This is a genomic window from Anaerospora hongkongensis, from assembly GCF_004339805.1.
Taxonomy (GTDB): domain Bacteria; phylum Bacillota; class Negativicutes; order Sporomusales; family DSM-15969; genus Anaerospora; species Anaerospora hongkongensis.
Genome location: NZ_SLUI01000020.1, coordinates 22,408 through 43,283 on the forward strand (window position 1 = coordinate 22,408; position 20,876 = coordinate 43,283).

A 20,876-nucleotide genomic window follows, 5' to 3' on the forward strand; every position below is an offset into this window, starting at 1 on the left:
CTTTATTCCGTAACCGCCGGAATAAAGCACTTATTATCTCTTTTGATGGTTATCTATTTTTTCTTTGCCATACTGCAGCGATCCACCAGGTAAGCAATGGACTGGTAACTGATCCCACTGTGATCAGCTAGCCCGATCTCACAGGTGCGGCTATTGGAGTAACCACATTGGCAATCTGCTGGGAGCGCGTCCTTTAAATGTTCTAAAGCTGATTCATTCAATTCAGGAACGTAAAAGCCCTTATCACCGGCAAAGCCGCAGCATTTCACCTTTTCCGGCATAATGACCTTTGACGCACAGGTTTCGGCAATAACCCGGAATTTATCAGTAAGTCCCATTTTAATCGAACTGCAAGTCACATGTACGGCTACGGTATCAGGTACTTTGACAAAATCCAACCGTTCGAGCAGGTGATCATGAATAAATTCGACTGTCTCCAGTATTTTCAAGGGACTTTTCATTACCCGCTTCATCCGGTAAACACAGGGGCTGGTATCACAAACCACCGGATATGCGCCATTATTGGTACAGGCAAGCAAAGCCTTCTCCAGTTGCGCACTCATCTCATCAGCTGCCTCAAAGTACCCTTTGCTTTCAAAGGGCATACCACAGCATAATTTATCCAATTCAGGTGGCAAAATTACCGCATAGCCCGCTTTAGCAAACAATGCCAGCATTGCCTCATGCAAAGGCCGTTGATCATGATCTTCTTTCGCTGGCCCCATCGTACGGCTCACACAACTGGGGAAATAAACAATTTTTGGTTTTTCACTGTCGTGCATTGGCTGCGGTGACGGCCTGGAACCGGCTTTGGGCAGCCATCTAGACCATTTGGGAACTTTAAGTGTGACAGAGCGGGCCGCCCCCGCCAAGCTTCCGACAGCACAGGTCCCCAAAGCAACATGAGCCAAGTGGGCACCAGCCAGGCCAAGCTTAGCAAGCGATGTTATTCCGCTGAAATTGCGCGTCATGAAAAGGGCAACGTTTCGGCCTCTTGCTGTCACCTTTTTAGAACGCAGGTATTTTGTATAGCTGCCTGTATTAATAGCCAGCGGGCATGTGGTTTCGCACAAGCCGTCAGCTGCACAGGTTTCTTCGCCAAAATAGGCATAATCAGCTTCTAATTGCTTTTGACGGTCATAATCTTCACCCGACTCCTGCAACCGGGCAATCTCGCGCTGAATAACAATACGCTGGCGGGGACTGCTGGTTAAATTGCGGGACGGACAGTTCACCTCACAAAAACCGCATTCCATACATTTATCAACAATTTCATGGACAGGCGGCATAAACTTAAGATTCTCCAAATAAACTGCAGGGTTATTGGTAATTACCACGTCAGGATTAAGCAAATTATCCGGATCGAAAGCCGTCTTCAACTGCTTCATATAGCTGTAGGCTTTCTGACCCCACTCCAGTTCCACAAAAGGAGCCATATTACGGCCTGTGCCGTGTTCAGCCTTCAGTGACCCCTCAAAGCGCTCAACTACCATATGGCATACTTCGTTGATAAAGTCCTGATACCGCTTACTGTCGTCTGCTGTATCAAAATTCTGAGTGAAAACAAAATGCACATTGCCGTCCAGGGCATGCCCATAAATAACGCCATCTTCATATCCATAGCGGTTCATGCATTCCCTGAGAGCCAATACTGCTTCTGCCAGATATTCTTTAGGGAAGGCAACATCCTCAATAATTACCGAAGTGCCCTGCCGCCGGATACCGCCTACAGCAGGAAATATTCCGGCCCGGATTTTCCATAACAGCTCATATTCCGCTTTAACATCAGTAAACGTAATCGGAAATAAAACTGGTATGCCCTCCAGATCCCGAATCAGCAGCTTAATATTTTCTGCCAATGTTTCCTGATCAAGCGCCCTCGTTTCAATTAGCAAGGCTGTTGCCTGCTCATCAAGCTCCTTTAAATAAGGAGGCATGCCGGCATTCCCTTCTACGGAACGAAGTGAAGTGCGGTCCAGCAATTCCGCTGCGGCAGTCAATGGGCGATCTAGCTTCATCACCGCAATGCATGCCTGCTTTAGATCTGGAAAAAGAATTAAGGCCGATGCCTTATAAGGATGTTCAAACACAGTGTGATAGGTTACGGACGTAATAAAGCTGAGAGTTCCTTCGGAACCAATCATGACATGCTTAAGGATGTCGATGGGATCGTGGTAGTCGACAAATGCATTTAAACTGTAGCCGGTAGTATTTTTTATTTTAAACTTATGTTTAATCAGTTGTGTGAGTTGTTCATCTCCATTAATTTCATCATGAATACGCTGCAGTTCGGCAATTAATGGAGCGTGACTTGTGATAAACTGCTGACAGGAAGTGTGGTCTGCCGTATCAAGTTCACTGCCATCGGCAAAAATAAGCTTCATATCGGCGATGGTTTTGTAACTGTTATCTGCTGTACCACAGCACATACCGCTGGCATTATTTGCAGCTATGCCGCCGATCATCGCATGATTAATCGATGCCGGATCAGGCCCTATTTTCCGCGAAAAACTCTTTAGATACTGATTAGCCTGTGCCCCGATAATGCCAGGCTCTAGCATAATGGTTTCTCCTCTGTCGCCTACGCTGTAACGGCTCCAGCCGCCAGCCAGAACAAGGAGAACGGAGTTGCTCAGGGCCTGACCGGAAAGACTAGTTCCAGCGGCCCGGAATGTGGCGGCGATCTTAAACGTATTGCAGATTTTTAAGATTTTCGTTACTTCTGCCGCTGTGCGTACTTTTATAACTATTTTGGGGATGATGCGGTATAAGCTGGCGTCCGCACCATAAGCCAGTGTCCGGATTGGGTCGGCGAACATCCGCTTAGCGGGAATAAACTGAGCGACTTCTGAGTAAAATTGACGGTACTTTTCCGGAAGATTTCTGACATTGTGTTCTAGCAATTCTTTCTCCATTTTTTCACCCACCCATACGCAATTCATTTGTTCTTAGATATGATTATGAATAAAATTCAACTACTATTTCGGTATTTTTTGACAAAAACCTTTTTTATTTTTTCACTAGTCTGAACATTCCTTTTTTCATTCCTGCTTGCTCCATCCTGGCAGCTTTTGCTATAATAGAATCATTTTATTACCAGTATCTATATACTATTCAGGAAAGAAGGTCTTGCGTTGCGATCATTTGCTTCCTATAAAGTAGCACAAGAGCATAACGGATTAACATTAGAAATTTATCTTAAAGAAATCCTGCAATACTCGGGCAGAAAAATTCAAAAATTAACCAGGCAAAAAGGAATTTTTCTCAATGGAAAATCCGTTTTTCTCCAAAAAAAAATCAGCACAGCTGACACGATACGGGTACTTGTATCAGAAGACACCGCTTATGGCGTTCCCCCTGAACAAGGCAGTATCGAAATTCTGTATGAAGATGAATACCTATTAGTATTAAATAAACCCCCCCGTCAGCTTGTTCACCCTACAGGGCAAACCACTTCCGGCACGCTGGCTAATCATTTAGCTTATCATTTTAAGGAACAGGGCATTGTAAGTACAGTCCGGCCGATCCATCGCCTGGACAGAGATACTTCCGGCTGCGTATTATTTGCCAAAGACGGCCGCAGCCAATTTATCCTGGAACAGCAGTTGGCTGCTAATGAATTGAAACGCACTTATTGGGCATTAGTCAAGGGAATTCCCGTTCCTCCTGCAGACACAATCGATCTGCCAATTGGTACGCACCCCACTATGCCAAACAGACGGGCTATTCATATCCAGGGAGAAAGAGCCATTACCCATTATCAAACGCTTAAGGCTTTTTTGCCTGCGGCCGCTTCCCTGCTGGAGTTACAGCTGGAAACCGGCAGAACCCATCAAATCCGGCTCCATCTGGCACATCTGGGATATCCGATTATTGGTGACGGTATGTATGGGGTACGGTCGCCGCTAATCAGCCGTCAAGCCCTGCATGCCCATTCCGTAACATTTTATCACATAAAAAATAATCAGGAAATCACGGTACAGGCGCCATTGCCTGCCGATTTTTCCCAGGTCCTTAGCAGCTACACTGCAAATTAAATAAAAAAGGCAGCTTTTCAGCTGCCTTTTTCATTTGAACTTCATTTGCCTATCCGGTTTTCTATGCTACAGTTCGGTGGATAGCATCCCATTTTCCAAAGCATACTTCACCAGTTCTGTTTTTTCCGTATACCCTAACTTATCCATCATCCTGGTCTTATGGGTATCTACCGTCTTTACGCTGATACACAGCAATTGGGCAATTTGGCTCATCGAATGGCCTCTGGCTATATATTTCAGCACTTCCCGTTCCCGGTAGCTCAAAATTGTATATGGATCTTTTACACGGGCTGTATGTACGTTCGTTAACAACGAGTTGAGGAGTGTCTGGGCTTTTTGAGGGCTTAAATAGCGCTGGCCTTTTGCGATTGTCCGCACAGCTTCAAACAGCTCGGTATCAACCGCATTTTTTTCTACATATCCCAAAGCCCCCGACTGCATAGCTTCCCGTAAATAATCCTCATTCTCGTACATCGTCAGCACTAAAATTTTGATAGTATTTCCCCTGCTTCGTATTTCTTTAATACATTCTAAACCGCTCATGTTCGGCATAGAAAGATCAACAATGAGAACATCAGCCATAACTCTGTCCAGCAGATGCAATACTTCTCTTCCATCTGCCGCCTCTCCTACGACAAGTAAATCCGACTCATTATTTAGCAGCAGCTTCAAGCCTGTTCGCAGTATTGAATGATCATCCGCAAGGATAATTTTTATCTTTACCATTTCATCACCCCAACTTTTTTGGCAAGGTTACATAAACGGTCGTTCCTGTGCCATAAATTGACTCTAATTTCATTGTACCACCAAGCAATTCCGCCCGCTCTGTCATTCCATAAATACCCAAGCCGTTTTTCTGTCGTTTTGTTTCCTGCTCAGCAGCATTGCAAATACCAATCCCATCATCCTTAATAATCAGACTTATCGTCTCACTTGAGTCAAGCAAGGAAATATAGACATTCTCCGCATCGGCATGTCTTGCTATATTCGTTAAGCTTTCCTGTAAAATCCGGTACAGCGCCAACGATATTTCCGAGCCTAAATCCGTCTTACCTTCAGGCATTTCAATATGTACACGAATTCCCTGCTGTTCACTAAACGTTTGAATATATTTAAGCATTGCCGCAGCTAAACCAAGATCATCAAGTACCGGAGGCCTGAGATCAACCGCAATTTTCCGCAGACTGCCAAGAGCATGAATGGCAACATCCCGCGCTTTTTGCAGCAGGTCCTTCTGTGCTTCCTCTTTCAATTTAGAAAGCAGCAATTTCATATAAGCTAATAGCGAGGCTAATAGCTGCCCTGTTTCATCATGGAGCTCGCGTGATAAATGCTTGCGCTCGTCTTCCTGAATAACAAACAGCTTTCTGATTAAGTCAGCCCGCAAGGCCTCTTTCAATTTCAGCTCTTCCACTAAGCGAACATTCTCTACTTGCTTTTCCTGCAGCTTTCGCACCATATCATTAAATACCAGTGCTAATTTTCCTACCTCATCCTGGCTAACCACTACAGCCTTTACTGCGAAATTTCCATGTCCGATCTGCTCTGCTGCCTGTGTTAAAGAACGGAGAGGCCGTACCATAACAAAGGCCATATAAGTCGCTCCTATTGCCGATAACAAGGAAAGCAATAAAATGGCAATGATAAAGTCATTAACCCTCCTATTCAGAACTTGTTCCGTCTGCCTTTCCGATAAGCCAACACGAATGTACCCGATATCACCGTTTTCAACCGACCATACAACCTCTCTGATGAGGCCTTCATTGCTGTCGTATTTGTCAACACGATACCTGCCACTTCCCGGCAGCTCCACAGTTTGAACAGAATTACTGTTTTTTGCCAGCAGCACCGGAAGTCCTGACGGAAACTGATCGTCGAATGTGTGTGCCAAAATTCGCCCCGCTGAATCGGCAACAATAATATAGCGGACATCGTCTGTATTCCGTTTTGTTTTGTTAATGCGGTCTGATAGTGCATACCGGTCATCCAGCAAGATATCATTGCTGCTTAATACACCAATATAAGACGCCAGTTCTGCCCCTCTTTTCTCCATTTGATCCTCGATAAGATTGGATGCGGTTTGGATCATAACCGCTCCCATAATCAAGTTCAGCACCAGCATACTCACAATAATGGTATTGAATTTGTAATAAATGCTCAAATGACGAAACCACTTCATATTGTGATACCTGACCGGTCATAGAGTTTTTGCAAGGGCCGATACAATTCAGGCGAAGGATTGACAAAACGGTGTATGATCAATTTTTTTAACACCGCATTGGCAGCAGCATCCTGATGCATGGTAAGAAATATTTCGCGCAGCTGCTCCTTCAATTCCGGATTCATCTGTTTTTTGATGGCAATCGGCCCCGTTGGCGCTGGACCAATTGTGGCAATAATTCGCACCTTTTCCAGTAATTCCGGATTTTTTGCTCTCGCATAGTCCAGAATCTGACTGTCCAGACTAGCCCCATCAGCTACCCGGTTGGCCACTGCCCATAGTGATTTGTCATGACTGTACGTATAAAAATACCGTTTAAAGTACAATTCAGGCAATGTTCTTCTTTTTCGTAAATAATCTTCAATCACCATATGACCTGAATAACTTAAAGGATCAGTAAAGGCAAATGTTCTTCCCTGCAAATCATCAATATGGCGGAAATCGCTGTCCCGGTGTACAATGATTTCCGCATTGTACAGCGTTGTGCCTTCATATTCTGCCATCACCAAAAGTTCAATTTCATTCATTCCCCGATAAGAACTGTACGCACCGGTAGACATAAAAGCAATATCTACATCACCGTTAGCAAGTAAAATATTTACTTCCTCATAGGTTTTCCGTTGAACCAATACTGCCGGACGACCGGTTTTTTGTGATACATGCGCAGCAATCTGCCGGTAATAATAAATTGTTTCATGAGGAGACAAAACAGTGGCAAGAGCAATTAAAATCGGGCGCTGAGAAATCTCTTCTTCTGCGGTAATCTTAGGAACAGATACAGGCTGTTCAAAATTAACATAAGGGACAGTGTTTTTACCATAGCAGCCGGCTATAAGAAAAGCCATTAGCAGTATACTTCCCCATAAGGCTAATTGTTGGCGGTCTACCTTCACTGCTTACCTCCTAGGCGGACAAAATAAGTATTGCTTGCGATCCATCGACCTACACCTTCTACCATTCGAACCACGCCTTCCATAAATGGAGTTTCTGCTAACAAAAAGTCCAATTACACTTCCGTGCTTTTGCACACAGTTGTAATTGGACTTTCTGATTCTCCCGTCCGTAAATCTGAAATTAGCAGACTATTCTTTATGATTGATTCGCTAATATGGCCTAAGACTCCTGCTTTGCCTTCAGCTTTACCGGTCTTTACGAATCTTGCCAATCGGAAGTGACACCTGAAAAGTGGTTCCTTTGCCCGAGCTTTCGACGGCAATCTTTCCTCCATGTTTCTCCACAATCCACTTAGCAATGGCCAAACCAAGGCCCGTACCGCCTTTATCACGGGAGCGTGCCTTATCCCCGCGAAAAAAACGGTCAAAGATGTGCGGCAAATGTTCTGCGGCTATACCGCATCCGGTATCTTGCACAACTACTATTGCAGATTTGTCATCTTTATCACAGGAAAGTAGAATCTTTCCGCCTTCGCTAGTGTACTTAAATGCATTATCCAGCAAAATAACCACAAGCTGATGCAGCCTTTCCCGGTCAGCCATTAATTCTATTGCCGGTTTAATCTGCACTGTCAGGCTAACCTTATTGAGCTCCTCTAACGGCTTAAAATGCTCGGCGACCATTTCAACCATTTCACTGAAATCAACAGGAGCCACTTGCAATTCCGCCTTATCTGCATCCGATCTGGCTAATGTAAGCAGGCTGGCAATCAGCTTAGTCATACGCGAAGATTCCTTCATAATCGTATTGATTCTATGACTTTGTTCCTGAATGGTCAGTTGCGGATGCCTCAGCATTAATTCTGCATTGCTATAAATTCCGGTAATCGGCGAACGCAATTCATGGGATGCGTCCGCAACAAATTGCTGCTGCTTTTCCCAAGCAGCCTGGATAGGAATCATAGCCCGCCTGGCTAAAAAATAACTGGCCACAATAATGCTGACCATACCGACAATTAAGCCTCCGATAATAATCCAAAGCAGGTTATTAAGTAATCCTACCTCAGGATCAACAATGCTGATTGCGATAACTTCCCGGATTACAAACTCTTCATTAAAAAGCTTATTCTCATACCGATAGGGTACGGCTACAATACGGTATACATGATTTTCATACTCTCTGGTTTCAGGCTCTTCTATGTTGGTTTTGGGAACAATTTCCGCAAGATAGTTATTTTCTTCTATACGAAAAGGCGAAATATTAACAATCTGCCCTTCTGTGCTCCGCAATAATAAGAAAATACGCGGATCAAACAGCGGCCGCGGCCGCGGAAATTGAGCACGCCCATTGACGAACTGAAAAGAACCAGCCTGGAGGCGCATTGCATCGTCAATCTTATCGAATAAGTTATAAGAGATATAGCCATAAAAAATGGAAGTAAATATGATAAAAATAAGCAAAAAGACGAGTGAAATTAATGCCGTCAATTTACGGAGCGTACTTGTAAACATTCTTACTTCTCCTTTAACATAAAGCCCGCACCGCGTACAGTTTGGATAATCGTATCCAATTTATAAGGGGAAAGTTTCTTGCGCAAGTAATGAACATACAAATCAACAATACTTAATACCGTGTCCGAATCAAACCCCCAGATCCGGTCAAAAATCTGTTCTCTGGTTAAAATCTGACCTTGATTCAGTATAAAGAATTCCAAAACCTCAAACTCTTTTGTCGTCAAACCAAGGGCCGTGTTATCCACAAAGCCATCCCTTACTTTATTATTGAGGATAATAGAACCATAATTTAATTCGCCTTCTAGCCCAACATTGCCCCTGCGCCGCGTCAACGCTTTGACTCTCGCTAACAGTTCTCTGAGTGCGAACGGTTTTACCAAATAATCATCAGCACCTGTTTCCAGGCCAATCACCCGGTCATCAATGCTGTCCCGTGCAGTGAGCAGCAATATGGGCACAGGATAACTTTTGCTGCGCAATGCTTTTACTATTTCCAGTCCGGATATTCCAGGCAGCATAATATCCAGTACCAGCAAGTCATATATCCCTTGCTCAGCCATGTACAACCCTTCATCACCGGCTGCAGCCTCATCTATCATATACTTTTCTTCCAACAGAAGAGCAACAACAGCTTCTCTTAAAACGGTATCATCTTCTACAACTAGGATTCGCATGATATCCCTCCTGGTGCGCGAGATTTTAATAATAACAATGCCATATTCTTAGTATCATTCGTTTTTTTATTATAAAACCCTCCCCCCATAATCTGTAAGCCTATAATGAAAAAGAAAAGCCTTTGCAGCAGCAAAGGCTTTTTCTTCATTTAACAAGAGGCTATTAGGGTCCCGTTCCCACTCTTTCTAATGTCAGTTGTGCGCCAACACCAGGCGCTAATGTTAAGGTAAGGGGAATAGCAGAGTTATTACGCAAAGTGATTACATCGCCGGCAGCCAGCGAAATCATTGTCTGCCCGGAAATAATGCCTGTAGCAACCAAGGCTGATACCGGTGTAGACGGATCAACAGTTCCATTTATGGCAATAGCAATTTGTGACCCTACGCCTGCAGTAATGCTGACACTATACTCAATCTGATAAACGCCGGCGAGACCAACCGTTACAGGAGTTGCACCAGCTGTATGGGTTATATCGGTAAGTGGACCGTTATTCGAAAACGGAACATCCGCGCCTCCAACTACCGTTGCATCTGCTAAAGTAGCTAACTCATAAACATAACCAAATGCAGCTAAACCCTCTCCGGTGGCTCCGGTGGCCCCTGTATCTCCCGTTGCTCCGGTGGCCCCTGTAGCTCCGGTTGCTCCTGTATCTCCTGTAGCTCCCGTGGCCCCTGTAGCCCCAGTATCTCCTGTAGCTCCCGTGGCCCCTGTAGCCCCAGTATCTCCCGTTGCTCCGGTGGCCCCTGTAGCTCCGGTTGCTCCTGTAGCTCCCGTATCTCCGGTGGCTCCTGTCGCTCCTGTGGCTCCCGTATCTCCGGTGGCTCCTGTCGCTCCTGTGGCTCCTGTGGCTCCTGTCGCTCCTGTGGCCCCTGTATCTCCGGTGGCTCCTGTCGCTCCTGTGGCTCCCGTGTCTCCGGTGGCCCCTGTATCTCCGGTTGCTCCTGTCGCTCCTGTGGCTCCCGTGTCTCCGGTGGCTCCCGTATCTCCGATTGCTCCCGTTGCTCCTGTGGCTCCCGTATCTCCGGTTGCTCCTGTAGCTCCGGTTGCTCCGGTGGCTCCTGTAGCTCCCGTATCTCCGGTGGCTCCTGTCGCTCCTGTAGCTCCCGCGTCGCCGGTTGCTCCTGTCGCTCCTGTCGCTCCCGCGTCGCCGGTTGCTCCCGTGGCTCCCGCGTCGCCGGTTGCTCCCGTGGCTCCCGTATCGCCAGTTGCTCCTATGGCTCCCGTGTCGCCGGTTGCTCCTGTGGCTCCCGCGTCTCCGGTTGCGCCTGTCGCTCCTGTGGCTCCCGTTGCTCCTGTGGCTCCCGCGTCTCCGGTTGCGCCTGTCGCTCCCGCTCCCGTGGCTCCTGTGGCCCCCGTATTTCCGGTGGCTCCTGTGGCTCCTGTGGCTCCCGCGTCTCCGGGTGCGCCTGTCGCTCCGGCTCCCGTAGCTCCTGTGGCCCCCGTAGCTCCGGTGGCTCCTGTTGCTCCTGTGGCTCCCGCGTCTCCGGTTGCGCCTGTCGCTCCGGCTCCCGTAGCTCCTGTGGCCCCCGTAGCTCCGGTGGCTCCTGTTGCTCCCGTCGGGCCACCCACCTCAGGATCCTCTATCGTTACTATTGCCGACCCCGGCGTAACCGTAATATCCAGAGTTGTTGATTGGAATATTAAATTATCCCCAAAACCAACTGTCGCACTGCCAGTAGGACCAATCACATTAAACAGTGCTTCTCCAGGAATCAAAGCCCCCGTGGCTCCGGTAGGTCCAGTAGGTCCAGTAGGTCCAGTAGCTCCTGTAGTTCCGGTTATTCCTGTTAGACCGGTTGCACCTGTCACACCTGTTGGTCCGGTAGGTCCAGGAAGGCCAGTAGCTCCAGTTGTACCGGTTATTCCCGTTGGGCCAACCGCACCGGTCGGACCAACTATACAGACACTAACCGTTTGGCAGGAATGATTACAGCTGTGGTCACAGCAGCATTCCTGGTCCTGCCAGTTATGGTCGCAGCAGCATTCCTGGTCCTGCCAGTTAGGTTCGCAGCAGCATTCCTGGTCCTGCCAGTTATGGTCGCAGCAGCATTCCTGCTTCTGCCAGTTAGGTTCGCAGCAGCATTCCTGCTTCTGCCAGTTATGGTCGCAGCAGCATTCCTGGTCCTGCCAGTTATGGTCGCAGCAGCATTCCTGGTCCTGCCAGTTATGGTCGCAGCAGCATTCCTGCTTCTGCCAGTTATGGTCGCAGCAGCATTCCTGGTCCTGCCAGTTATGGTCGCAGCAGCATTCCTGCTTCTGCCAGTTAGGTTCGCAGCAGCACTCCTGGTCCTGCCAGTTATGATCACACTCTTTTTCAGGCCACTTGTGATTGCATTCCTTTTTGGGCCACTTATGGCCACATTCTTTTTCGTGCCACTTATGATTGCATTTCTTTTCAGGCCACTTGTAGTTGCATTCCTTTTCCGGCCACTTGTGATTGCATTCCTTTTCAGGCCACTTATGGTCGCATTTCTTTTCCTGCCACTTATCTTCATATTCTTTTTCAGGCCACTTATGGCCGCACTTTTTATCATGCCACTTATCTTCGCATTCCTTTTCAGGCCACTTATGGCCGCACTTCTTATCATGCCACTTGTCTTCGCATTCTTTTTCCGGCCACTTATGGTCGCACTTCTTATCATGCCACTTGTCTTCGCATTCCTTTTCAGGCCACTTATGGTCGCATTTCTTATCATGCCACTTGTCTTCGCATTCTTTTTCCGGCCACTTATGGTCGCATTTCTTATCATGCCACTTGTCTTCGCATTCTTTTTCCGGCCACTTATGGTCGCACTTCTTACAATGCCACTTGTCTTCGCATTCTTTTTCCGGCCACTTATGGTCGCATTTCTTATTCTGCCACTTATCTTCGCATTCTTTTTCTGGCCATTTATCACATTTTTTATCGATCCACTTGTTTTTGCAAGATGTCCCCTTCCAGCCTTTATCACCGCATTCTTTTTGTGACCAGTCTTTCGGCGAACAATCCTTTTCCTTCCAGTCCTTATTGGAGCAGTTTGTTCCTGACCAGCCTGTACTTTGCGGTTCTTCAATGGAAATATCTTTAAATGTATATTTAGGCCTGCGATGATAACGACGGCTCCGGTGCCTTCTTTTCGATCTTTTTATATCCTTCGAATTATCTAATTCCGTTCGATCCATTAAAGCTTCCACACCTCCCCATTGTACGCTTTTTTGCGTGGAGTATTACATAATAGAATATGTAGCTGCCTAGCAAGAGGGAACTGCCGATAGGTTAATTCGTTGCTTTTTTTTGCCTCAGCTTCAGTCTATTTTTTGACACAAAGCTACGAACTGGCGAATAGAATAGAGTATTGAAATTGTGCGTGTATAAGGGAGTGATTCTAATCGTTACTACATCTGATAAATTACACCTAGGTTGCGGTAAAACAATATTACCGGATTGGATAAATGTTGATTGCGTAAGCTCTCCTGGGGTAGATTTGGTATTTGATCTGGATAAATGCAGTACAAATCCCTTGCCTCTACCAGACAATAGTATTGAAGAAATCTTGGCCAGCCATTTGCTGGAGCACATTGTAAATCCCTTGCCCATGTTGCAGGAACTCTATCGGGTTGCTAAGCCGGAGGCGAAACTAACTTTCTTTCTGCCTTATGGATCAAGTGACGATGCTTTTGAAGACCCAACACATGTCCGTCCCTACTTTTTGAATTCCTTTGGCTACTTTTCCCAACCTTATTATTGGCGGGCTGATTATGGTTATCGTGGTGATTGGCGGGTTGATACCATTTTTTTAAGCATCTCGGCCAGTCAACATAGCGGCCGCCTAACCCAGGATATTATGTCCGATATTATGACTCTACGAAATGTTGTCTTTGAAATGGCTGTAGAATTGACAGCTGTCAAACCGGCTCGGGAAGCAAAAATAGAGTTGCAAACGGCGCCCCAAATCCTGTATAACTTTGTCTAACTAAAAAAAGAAGTCTCTAACTTCGTGCCAAGTTAGAGACTTCTTTAGTTCCAAGCGTAGTAGAAAATTTAATTATTGTTATCCACATTTGATAAAGCTTGCTTTCGAATTGCCAAAGCTTTTAGCTGTGCCTTCGCAACATTACCATTAGGAGTTATAGGCAGCTGGTCAATTTTTTCAATACGCAAAACAGATATGTCATAATCTACCCTTGTTTTAAGCGCTGCTTTGATAGCAGAAAGATCTGCTTTAGGCTGCAGTAATACAACATATGCAATCGGCCGTTCCCCTAATTGCGGATCAGGTATTCCGATAACTGCAGCTTGCTTAATCTCCGGCAATACGGTAATAGCTTCTTCAATGTCCCGTGGGAACCATGTTTTATTTCCTACAGTAATGATTTCCGTGAAGCGTCCTCTGACCGTAATATACCCCTCATGATCAATCCATCCGGCATCTCCGGTATGCAGCCATTCGCCACGCATAACTTCTGCAGTTTTATCCGCTTTTCCCCAATATCCATACATATAGCCGCCGCGCAGGCAGATTTCCCCAATGTGCCCGACAGGAACTTCCTTGCCTGCAGCATCCAGAATCCTCACTTCTTTATCAGGTTGAACCGGCCCAATTGCACTAAGGCGGCGATCGGGCTCGAATTGAGGATAGCCCATCGCGGCAAAACCGCCTAGCTCACTTTGCCCATAACTTTCCAGCAGTGGTACTTTCAGTTCATCCCGCCAGGCTATTTTTAATTGCTTGGCAGCTGGCCAGCCGCCGGAAAGGCCCATTCGTAATGCACCGGGTGTCCGGCCGCGTACTTTTGCTTCTTCCGCTATATCCGATAATATGCCTGGGTTAGCAACCAAAACCGTCGCTTTTGTATCTTCAATTGCTTGCCAGCCCAGCTTCGGTGTCCAGCCGGATATGATATTAATAGTCGCCATGCGATGCAGCATCGGCAGCAAATTGCCAATCAACTGATACCAACTGGCAAAATTAGTCACACCCAATGAGCTATCATCTAACGTTAATTGCAGCCTCTCCGCAATGCAGTTGGCAGCCTTCATCGTCGGCTCGTGCATCAGACATACCCCTTTAGGCTGACCACTTGTTCCGGCGGTATAGGATAGATGAGCAATTGCCAGTTCATTGCCGGGATCAATCGGCGTAGGGAATCCCGCTGCCAATAACGCAGGCAGGCTTTCAGAGCCGATCTGAGCTCCCTCCATACAAACTAGATGGCGTATACTACGCACCTCAGCTGCAGACCTGCTCACCTGCTCAGCCCATTCCTGGCCATAGATCACCACACTGGGTTGATGATCATCTAAATAATATTCTAATTGATCGGCAAACTGCACATCAACCAATGCAGCAATTGCACCAATACGCCAGCAAGCAAACATTGCCAGCAGATAATCCAAACTATTTTGCGCAAAAATAGTTACCCTTTCCCGTTTAGCAACTCCTAAATAATGAAGTACACCGGCAAAGCGCTCCATTCTCTCTACTGCCTGGCTATAGGTTAATTCAGTATTGCGATCTACCCAGCGAAAAGCCGTTTTATCAGGCTGTTTCATGGCGCCGTGTAACAATAATTGATGCATTAACAAAATCATCAGTCCTTTCTATAACCAAAAAAGAAGCTCCGCATACCTAAATAGAGGTTTGCGAAGCTTCTTTGCTTCCCGATGTAAAATTAAACAAAAGCTCCATAAACAGTTGTTTATGGAGCACCATTGCTCATGATAGGTTTATCATATATCAAAATGTTTACTCTGGCAAGTTTTTTTCCTACTGCGTATTAGATGAAGAAATAGATCTGGTTTATGCAATAGCTTTTTTATTTGCTCATTTTATTTTCCTATCACTTTCGGAGCACTATAACAACTACAACACAAAGACTTAACCATCAAACCCTTCGAATATTATCAAAATATTACTAATATTTTTAAAATCACCAATATTCTGTTGAATAATTCTAATCTTCATATTATAATGTGACCATAAGTTAACAATACTAACTAAAACATAATCAAAACCTAATCATAATTTGTGTATTTATTCACGCGAAGTGCCATAAACAGGTATTCTACGAAGTTTTTTCTCATTATACTCTTCCTGGGGTGTATATTGCCAAGCCAACCATGGCCAAGCCAGATTTATTGGCAATAGCATAGTAAGTCATAAAATATTGGAGGAATGAAAGTGAAGAAGAAGAAAACCATTGCCATCGCGGCCGCTGCTTTTGCAGTAGTAAACCTGTCAGCGATTGATGTGTCCGCCGCTAAAATCAAAGATGACATCTTTGACGTCACCTGGTCAACAAAAACAAAATATGAGTGGACTGAAGAGAATGAATCTAAAAGCAAAACCGAAGTCAAAACGCTTATTACGGCAAGGCCTGATCCAGAGACTATGTTTGGCATGCAACTTAAATTTAAACAATCCAATAACCGCGAGAAGAGTACAGAATCAAATAAAATTACGCTGGAAGATGTGTGGCTAGAGCGAAATTTGAGTAATACACTTACTGCCCGTGTAGGCAGCATGCCTTTAACGATAGGGCCTGGTCTTTGGCTGGACGGTGACGGCTTAGCGGGCCTTGGGGCAACCTGGAAACCTGATCAGTCAAATACCTTCTACGTAGTAGCAGGTAAAGACAGTCAGGAAGACACTGTGAAAAATATTAAATCAGTATCACCTGTCTACGGTGACCCGACTAACCCGGATAAAGTTACAGGAACAAAACTTAATTATGAAACAGAAGGCTCCACCTCTAATTTTCAGGCCTATGCCTGGGAACACGAATACAGCAAAGGAAATTACGGTCTTTATATCGGCAGGCAAGATATCAGCAAATACCGCGGAGCATTTGCCTCATATGCGCTCGCAAAAAACTTAGTATTCACTACTGAATATGTAAAAAATATTGGCGTTACCTACAATGGCAAAGATACAACGGCCAAAGTTGCTGAGCTTAAACTTGGCAAGACCAAAAAAACAGGCGACACACAATTCGTGGCAACCTATCTGAACTCCGACCCTGGAGTTTTCGTATCAGCCGACTATACTGCCTGGGATGATAATTATAATGAAGAAACTGGTTTCAAGGGAATTGGCGCTACTATAAATCACCGAATCAGTAAATCGGTTGTACTTCAGCTGGAGCATTTCTGGGGCGAGTTTAAAGCCACCGGCGAAAGCTGGCAGAACACTGGAATTAAAGTCACTTCTAAATTTTAATTTATAAAGCATATTGACTTATAATGTTTACATTTAAATTTTAAAGGAGGACATATAATGAGAAAAGCAATATCGTTGCTCTTGATCTTATCTATTGTACTGATCTGTCAGACAAGCCTTTTTGCTGCTGTCTCACCACAAGCCAATCAGGAAGAACCCGTATGGCGAATTGACGGTAAAAACATTAACGAATTTCCTGCAAGCTTTAGAACATCGCTAGACCCCTTCCAAAACAAGAAATTTAAAGGCGATTTACCCTCCCGGGAGGGTTTAGATACGTTACAAATATCAGGCAGCGGTATGTTCGGAGCTGCCCAGTTTGATAAAATGATTGCCCAGATCAAAACCTTAACTTCCGGTCCCATTTATATACTGGACTTGCGTCAGGAATCACACGGCTTTGTAAATGGCATCGCAGTCAGCTCCTATATTGATCGCAACTGGATTAACAAGGGCAAATCGACTGCGCAGGTTGAAAAAGATGAAAAAGCCTGGCTGCGGACCGCATTACAGGCCCCTATTGAGATTTCTGTGCTTGACGACAATAAAAAGGCTTCTGAAACCTATAAAATTATGGTGGATACCGCCCTTACCGAACTGGAATTTGTTACTTCCCGCGGTGTGAATTACTTCCGTATGCAAGGGACCGACCACTCTTCTTTCGACAATGACGCGGTAGATGATTTCGTCAAGCTTTATAAAAATCTGCCTCAAAACGCTTGGCTTCATTTTCACTGTTTCGCTGGCGAAGGCCGCACCACTCAGGCCATGGTTATGTATGACATTCTCCGCAATGGGAAAAAGGTCAGCTTTGAAGATATCGTCAAACGCCAATATTTGCTTGGCGGCAATGATGCTATGAAAGTCACTGCTTCTAAGGAAAAAGACGCTTATAAAGTTCCTCTATATAAAGAAAAAGCCAAGCTGCTAACTAAATTTTATGAATATGTAACCACGAGCCCCGATGATCTGCCTGTTAAATGGTCACAATGGGTGAAAGAGCATAAAGATTAACAGCAAAAAAGGCTGACCAAATCGGTGAAAGTCAGTAAAATTTGTTATGAGGTGATTGCATTCATGAAATCGACAAAAAAACTATGTGCAGCTTTTTTGACGGTATCTTTCTTAACTGCCGGCTGGACAGCAAGCTATTCGCTGTCAGAAGCAGCTAAACACTATCACGATGTTGCCGTTCAGGCTGATTACGAAACCGATGTTGTGGTGTCAGGTAAAGATGCCGCCGATGATCCAGCACTCTGGGTCCATCCCAAGGATGTTGCCCAGAGCAAGATCATTGCCACCAACAAGCAAGGCGGTCTGCTGGTTTATGACTTGAAGGGTAAAGAATTATCTTCCGTCAAAGTCGGCAAACCCAACAACGTCGATGTACGCTACAACTTTCTGCTTGGCAAGGAAAAAGTTGACATAGCAGCCGCTACCGACAGAGCCAAGAACAATGGTATTCTCATCTATGCCATTAACCGTGACACGGGAGAGCTGACCAATATCGCGGCTCGGGACATCTTCGCCAAGATGAAAGTAGTCTACGGCTTCTCTTTATATCACAGTTTGATTAATGATAAATTTTACGCTCTTGTTTCCGGACATAAGGGAGAATTTGAGCAATATGAGCTTTTCGATAACGGCAGCGGCAAAATTGATGCCAAGCTGGTACGCTCCTTTGAAATCGGCAGTATTTCCGAAGGTATGGTGGCAGATGATGAATTAGGTAATTTCTATGTATCGGAAGAAAATGTGGGCATTTGGAAGTATGGTGCCGAACCAACTGCCGGCACCAACCGTATCCTGATTGATTCTGTCGGACCAGGAAATTTAATTGCTGATGTTGAAGGTTTGACAATTTACTATGCTAAGAACGGGAAGGGCTACTTACTGGCCTCCAGCCAGGGCAACAACAGCTACACCGTTTATGAACGGGGTGGAAACAATGCCTTTATTGGCAGATTTTCCATTGACGACGGCCTGATTGACGGAACCAACGATACTGATGGCATTGACGTGATTGGCCTTAATCTCGGCAAGGACTTTCCTTACGGGCTGTTTATTGCCCAGGACGGTGAAAACATGGACGGCGCTAAAAAGCTAAACCAAAACTTCAAAATAGTGCGCTGGGACAAGATCGCCAAAGCCCTTAACCTCGAAATGGACAATACCGTTAATCCGCGCAAATTGAAGAAACACTAAAAAATAGTAAGCTCTTCTGAAGGTACTTCAGGAGAGCTTACTATTTTTTGACAAGCAGCCTCACACAAACAGCAGGCGGCAGACTCATGAGCTTGCCGCCCTCCTTTAAAACCGCTAGTTTATATTCTGAAAATGCTTACCTGCGCCTTCAGCTGTTCTGCCAGACGTGAAAGCATCGTGCAGGCTGAGGCAATTTCCTCAGTGAAGGCGGATTGCTCCTGTACTGCTGCCGAAACAGTCTGCAATTCACCGGTGGCCTCCTGACAAGTTTTTTCAACCTCATTTACCGAAGCTACAATCTGCTGACTGCCTGCGGCCAACTGGGCTAACGAACCAGAAATACTCCGTACCTGACTGACCACTTCTTTGACAAAATAGGCGATTTGCTGGAATTCGACACCTGCCGCCCCCACTACAGTAACTCCTTGGTCGACATTAGCAATGGCTGTTTCAATTGATTCAACTACATTGTTTATATTATGATGATTTCTTTGAATAAGCCCGGTAATTTGCTGCGCTGCCCGCTCCGATTGTTCGGCCAGTTTTCTTACCTCTTCCGCCACAACAGCAAAGCCCCGGCCATGCGCTCCCGCCCGGGCTGCTTCAATAGCAGCATTCAGTGCCAGCAGATTTGTTTGCCCGGCAATACTGGAAATGAGTTGGACAATCTCGCCAATCTGCTTGGAACTGTCTTCAAGCTCACCGGAAGCAGCCTTCGCCTTGCCGGCCGCTCTAACCATACTATCCATCTGTTTTGCAGCATTACCGATCGCCTGCTGCCCGGCATCGGTTGCCAAAGTAGCTTTTTCTGCGACTTTAGCCATACGATTAGCTGTTGTGGCAAGCTCTTCCATATTTGCCGACATTTCTGCAACAACAGTAGAAACCTGATCTAATACATGTACCTGCGCTTCTGAGCCCTGCGTCACCGTACTGATTGCTGCTGCCATCGTACTGGCTGCTTCGGCAGACTGGCGGGAGCTTTCACTAAATTGTTCCGCCGAAGTAGTGACCTGACCAGCCGACGAATGGACATGTGCAATGAGATTGCGCAAATTTACGGTCATACGAAGAAAGCTATGCTTTAAATTATCAATTTCATCTCCGTCTATTATTCCGGCGGTGTTTTGCGTATCCATCGTCAAGTCACCTTGGGCCACCTTTTCAGCCATATCCTCCACCCCTTTGATCCGCCGTACAATTTGCAGGGTGATGAGCAGAATAATGCTCCCTAATAAAACAAGGCCAACTACACCGGAAACCAGTGAATGCATTCCCAGCGCATACACCTGTTCAAGCATTTCTGCCTTAGGAACAAAAACGGCAAATGTCCAGCCCGTATCGCCAATTGGTGAAGATGCTAGCAGCATTTCCACGCCGCTTATGTTGCCAGTTTGGACCGTTGTCGTTCGCTTCATCAGGCTTCTGCCATATTCGGCAATAGCACCATTTTCAACTTTTAGGATATTGTCTTTTAGCCCGAAATTAGGATGATAGACGAAATTCCCTTTTTCATCCAGTATGGCGGCATAGCCGGTTTTACCTATTGTAAACTCTTTAGCTAGTTGATGGATAGGTTGAATATCTATGCCAATTCCGGCAACACCGATAGCCTTCCCATCCCGTACAATTTTCTTGACAACTCCGGCTGACAGTTGTTTGGCGGTGGACTCATAGATTTCGGTATAGTCGACTTCACTGGTTCGCAATGCGGTCTTATACCACTCTCTTGTACGGGGATCATAACCTGCTGGTTTTTCCTTTTCCGTAACCCCCTGGGAATCGGCGCAGCTTTTATCTTCATAGCCTGTATATGCCGACTGAATTCCCGGGCGTGAAGCTTTTACCTGTTTTAAAAAAGCAATTTCCTCGACCTGCGTCATTGATCTTTCCCCTAATACTTTAGCAATTGTAGCAACTAACGCTTCTTTTTCTTTTAAAGAAGCGTTAATAGTACTGCTCTTACTCTCAACCATATAACTTGCTGTCTGAACAATTTGCTCATTAAGTATATTGCGCGAACCATAAAAGGCATAAAAACTCATCGCCCCAAGAATAAGCAGCATGGGAACTATAAGCATAAGTAACAGCTTGGTGCGTAACCGTAATGATTTTGTCATCATATCCTTCT

Annotated in this window: 14 protein-coding genes; 5 read left to right on the forward strand and 9 right to left on the reverse strand. The window is 45.6% G+C overall.

Annotation, left to right across the window (positions count from 1 at the left end; translation table 11 throughout):
• Positions 1-53 precede the first annotated feature (53 nt).
• A complete protein-coding gene (locus EV210_RS20815; protein ID WP_132083292.1) occupies positions 54-2,915 on the reverse strand; it encodes an FAD-binding and (Fe-S)-binding domain-containing protein in 2,862 nt (953 codons plus the stop codon).
• Between the two features lie 219 nt (positions 2,916-3,134).
• Here EV210_RS20815 and EV210_RS20820 point away from each other — a divergent pair, with 219 nt between their 5' ends.
• Positions 3,135-4,037, forward strand: coding sequence for an RluA family pseudouridine synthase (locus EV210_RS20820; protein ID WP_132083293.1), 903 nt, complete (start codon positions 3,135-3,137; stop codon positions 4,035-4,037).
• 66 nt (positions 4,038-4,103) lie between these two features.
• Here EV210_RS20820 and EV210_RS20825 read toward each other — a convergent pair whose 3' ends face one another.
• The 6 genes from EV210_RS20825 to EV210_RS20850 all read right to left on the reverse strand — a co-directional run bounded on the left by EV210_RS20825 (position 4,104) and on the right by EV210_RS20850 (position 12,503).
• Entirely contained in the window at positions 4,104-4,763 is a 660-nt protein-coding gene (locus tag EV210_RS20825) for a response regulator (RefSeq protein WP_132083294.1), read from the reverse strand.
• A gap of 4 nt (positions 4,764-4,767) precedes the next feature.
• Entirely contained in the window at positions 4,768-6,216 is a 1,449-nt protein-coding gene (locus tag EV210_RS20830; RefSeq protein ID WP_132083295.1) for a HAMP domain-containing sensor histidine kinase, read from the reverse strand.
• On the reverse strand, positions 6,213-7,151 hold the full coding sequence (locus EV210_RS20835; RefSeq protein ID WP_243650659.1) for a substrate-binding domain-containing protein: 939 nt from the start codon (positions 7,149-7,151) through the stop codon (positions 6,213-6,215). Before EV210_RS20835 ends, EV210_RS20830 begins: the two co-directional genes overlap by 4 nt.
• Positions 7,152-7,397: 246 nt before the next feature.
• Positions 7,398-8,663, reverse strand: coding sequence for a sensor histidine kinase (locus EV210_RS20840; protein WP_132083296.1), 1,266 nt, complete (start codon positions 8,661-8,663; stop codon positions 7,398-7,400).
• 2 nt (positions 8,664-8,665) lie between these two features.
• Positions 8,666-9,340: a response regulator transcription factor gene (locus tag EV210_RS20845; RefSeq protein ID WP_132083297.1), complete on the reverse strand. Its 675-nt coding sequence runs from the start codon at positions 9,338-9,340 to the stop codon at positions 8,666-8,668.
• Between the two features lie 163 nt (positions 9,341-9,503).
• The gene (locus EV210_RS20850; protein ID WP_132083340.1) at positions 9,504-12,503 is read right to left on the reverse strand and encodes a BclA C-terminal domain-containing protein; all 3,000 of its coding nucleotides are present in this window, start codon (positions 12,501-12,503) and stop codon (positions 9,504-9,506) included.
• A 302-nt stretch (positions 12,504-12,805) separates the two neighbouring features.
• Here EV210_RS20850 and EV210_RS20855 point away from each other — a divergent pair, with 302 nt between their 5' ends.
• A complete protein-coding gene (locus tag EV210_RS20855) occupies positions 12,806-13,294 on the forward strand; it encodes a methyltransferase domain-containing protein (protein ID WP_207900797.1) in 489 nt (162 codons plus the stop codon).
• Between the two features lie 68 nt (positions 13,295-13,362).
• Here the strand turns inward: EV210_RS20855 and EV210_RS20860 are convergent, their stop codons facing one another.
• Positions 13,363-14,901 carry a class I adenylate-forming enzyme family protein gene (locus EV210_RS20860; protein ID WP_207900798.1) on the reverse strand — a complete coding sequence of 513 codons (1,539 nt, stop codon included), beginning with the start codon at positions 14,899-14,901 and terminating at the stop codon, positions 13,363-13,365.
• Between the two features lie 601 nt (positions 14,902-15,502).
• On the opposite strand from EV210_RS20860, the gene EV210_RS20865 reads away from it, so the two are divergent.
• The 3 genes from EV210_RS20865 to EV210_RS20875 all read left to right on the forward strand — a co-directional run bounded on the left by EV210_RS20865 (position 15,503) and on the right by EV210_RS20875 (position 18,745).
• Positions 15,503-16,540, forward strand: coding sequence for a hypothetical protein (locus tag EV210_RS20865; RefSeq protein WP_132083299.1), 1,038 nt, complete (start codon positions 15,503-15,505; stop codon positions 16,538-16,540).
• Between the two features lie 57 nt (positions 16,541-16,597).
• The gene (locus tag EV210_RS20870; RefSeq protein WP_132083300.1) at positions 16,598-17,554 is read left to right on the forward strand and encodes a protein-tyrosine phosphatase family protein; all 957 of its coding nucleotides are present in this window, start codon (positions 16,598-16,600) and stop codon (positions 17,552-17,554) included.
• Between the two features lie 63 nt (positions 17,555-17,617).
• A complete protein-coding gene (locus EV210_RS20875; protein WP_132083301.1) occupies positions 17,618-18,745 on the forward strand; it encodes a phytase in 1,128 nt (375 codons plus the stop codon).
• A gap of 119 nt (positions 18,746-18,864) precedes the next feature.
• On the opposite strand, the gene EV210_RS20880 is transcribed toward EV210_RS20875, so the two are convergent.
• Positions 18,865-20,868, reverse strand: coding sequence for a methyl-accepting chemotaxis protein (locus EV210_RS20880; RefSeq protein ID WP_243650660.1), 2,004 nt, complete (start codon positions 20,866-20,868; stop codon positions 18,865-18,867).
• Between the last annotated feature and the right edge of the window lie 8 nt (positions 20,869-20,876).